Here is a 1,735-nt window from a genome sequence, read left to right on the forward strand (position 1 = left end):
ACCTTCCCCTGGTCAAGCAGGAAAAGCCCATGGTGTACCCTTCTCCTGAGCCGAGTCTCTACTCGAAACCGTCCAAACTTTGGGGCCAGCCCACGGCCACCACCTCGTTCCGGTGCCGCGGACTCAGGATACCGAGATGCTCTTCTTGGCGGGGGCCTGACCTTCACCCTGGAAGACGCGACCTTCAGCCCCGATGCTCACTGCGACGCGGTGGTCTTCAAGGCCAGGCCCGGCTGGGGCCTTTCCATGACGACCCCCCCGCTCGCTCAGGCCCGGCCTTGGGCCAAGAAGCAAGAAGGAGGAAGACCTATGACCCGCATTCTGGTCCTGATGGACTTTTCGGCGGCGGCGCTGGGGGCGCTGCGGGTGGCGCGGGCCGCCTTTCCCGATGGAGATTTCACGTTGCTGCACGTGGTGCCCCCCAGCGTGGACCCCCAGCCCGGCGGGTACGTCCGGGAAGAAGAGCAGCTCGCGGCCCTGGGTGGCGGGGAGGTCACAGTTGGCTCGCCCGCGCAGGAAGCGCTGCGGCGAGCGCGAGCGGGCGAATGCGACGTGATGGTGTTGGGCACCGCCGGGCGACGCGGCCTGCAACGGTTTTTTCTGGGGTCGGTGGCGGAGTCCGTCATCCGCGAGTCGCCCGTGCCGGTCCTCAGCGTGCACGCACCGGAGACCGGGGAGCATCGGCCCCTGCCGGAGACGTCGCAGCGGCGCTGGCTACGCGCACTGCATGAGGTGCGCCGAGCGCAAGACCAGGACCTCCCGCCCGCCCGCGTCCTGGTCCTGATGGACTTTTCGCCCAGCGCCGAGCGGGCGCTCGCGTTCGTGCGCTCGCATCTGCCGGGGGCGCAAGTGGACCTGCTGCATGTGGTGGACCCGGCGGCCCTGGTCACGCCCTTTGCGCTCCCAGCGCTGCCGGACCCGCCGCTGCGGGGGGCAAGCACCCGCATGCTCGAAGAGCGCAATGCCGCCTGGGAGCGCGAAGCCCGCGTTCGGCTGGACGAGCTGGGGGGCGGCGAGTTGCGGCGCGGGGACCCCGCCCGCATCGCCCTGGACTGGGCCGCGAGCGGCGAGTACGACCTGCTCGCGCTGGGGGCCTCGACCAAGGGGGGCCTGGCCCGGCTGATGCTGGGGTCGGTGGCGCTGCGGGTGGTGCGCGAGTCGTCCATCCCGGTGCTTACCGCCCGCGCCGGGGCTGGACCGGCAGCCTGACGCCCTCTTCCGGCCGGGGCTGGACCCCTGCGGGCCCGGGGCGCTGGCTGGAAGCAAGGAACTCGCCGCTGTCCAGCGCTTCTGGCGGCCCACTGGCCCTTCGGCAGCGTCAACAGCAAAGGAGACTCCCGATGGACCCCAATCTAGAGCGCACCCTGCATTGGGTTTACGTGGCCTGCATGGCCGCTGGCGTGCTGTATTTCTGGTTTCTGAGCCGCGACCCCCGCGGGGTGCCGCGCTACGAGTACCTCACCGCGCTGATGATTGCCTTGGTTTCGGGCACGGTGTACATGGCCGTCGCGCTGGGCTACGGCAAGACGGTCGTTGGGGGCACCGAGGTCTACTATGCCCGCTACCTGGATTGGGTAGTCACCACCCCGCTGCTGCTGCTGGCTTTGGCCTGGACCGCGATGTACCGCTCAAGCCACAAGGCTGACTACTCTTCAAAACGGGTGACGGGCAGCAGAAAGTCGGCTCCTGTACGGTGTTTCTGCGATGAAAACCCCTGGGAGCCGACCCCCCCACG

At 69.2% G+C, this 1,735-nt stretch carries 2 protein-coding genes; both read left to right on the top strand.

Going from position 1 to position 1,735, the window contains the following annotated elements; genetic code table 11:
• Positions 1–309 precede the first annotated feature (309 nt).
• Positions 310–1,209, top strand: coding sequence for a universal stress protein (locus H565_RS15780; protein ID WP_051363516.1), 900 nt, complete (start codon positions 310–312; stop codon positions 1,207–1,209).
• A gap of 131 nt (positions 1,210–1,340) precedes the next feature.
• On the top strand, positions 1,341–1,735 hold a 395-nt coding region (locus H565_RS14955), incomplete at its 3' end, for a bacteriorhodopsin (RefSeq protein ID WP_169726672.1).

Origin of the sequence: Deinococcus murrayi DSM 11303 (assembly GCF_000482805.1) — a bacterium.
Taxonomy (GTDB): domain Bacteria; phylum Deinococcota; class Deinococci; order Deinococcales; family Deinococcaceae; genus Deinococcus; species Deinococcus murrayi.

What these genes read in the sequence shown, in the direction of transcription:
- H565_RS15780 (WP_051363516.1), top strand. Translation starts at nt 310, where the DNA reads ATGACCCGCATTCTGGTCCTGATGGACTTTTCGGCGGCGGCGCTGGGG.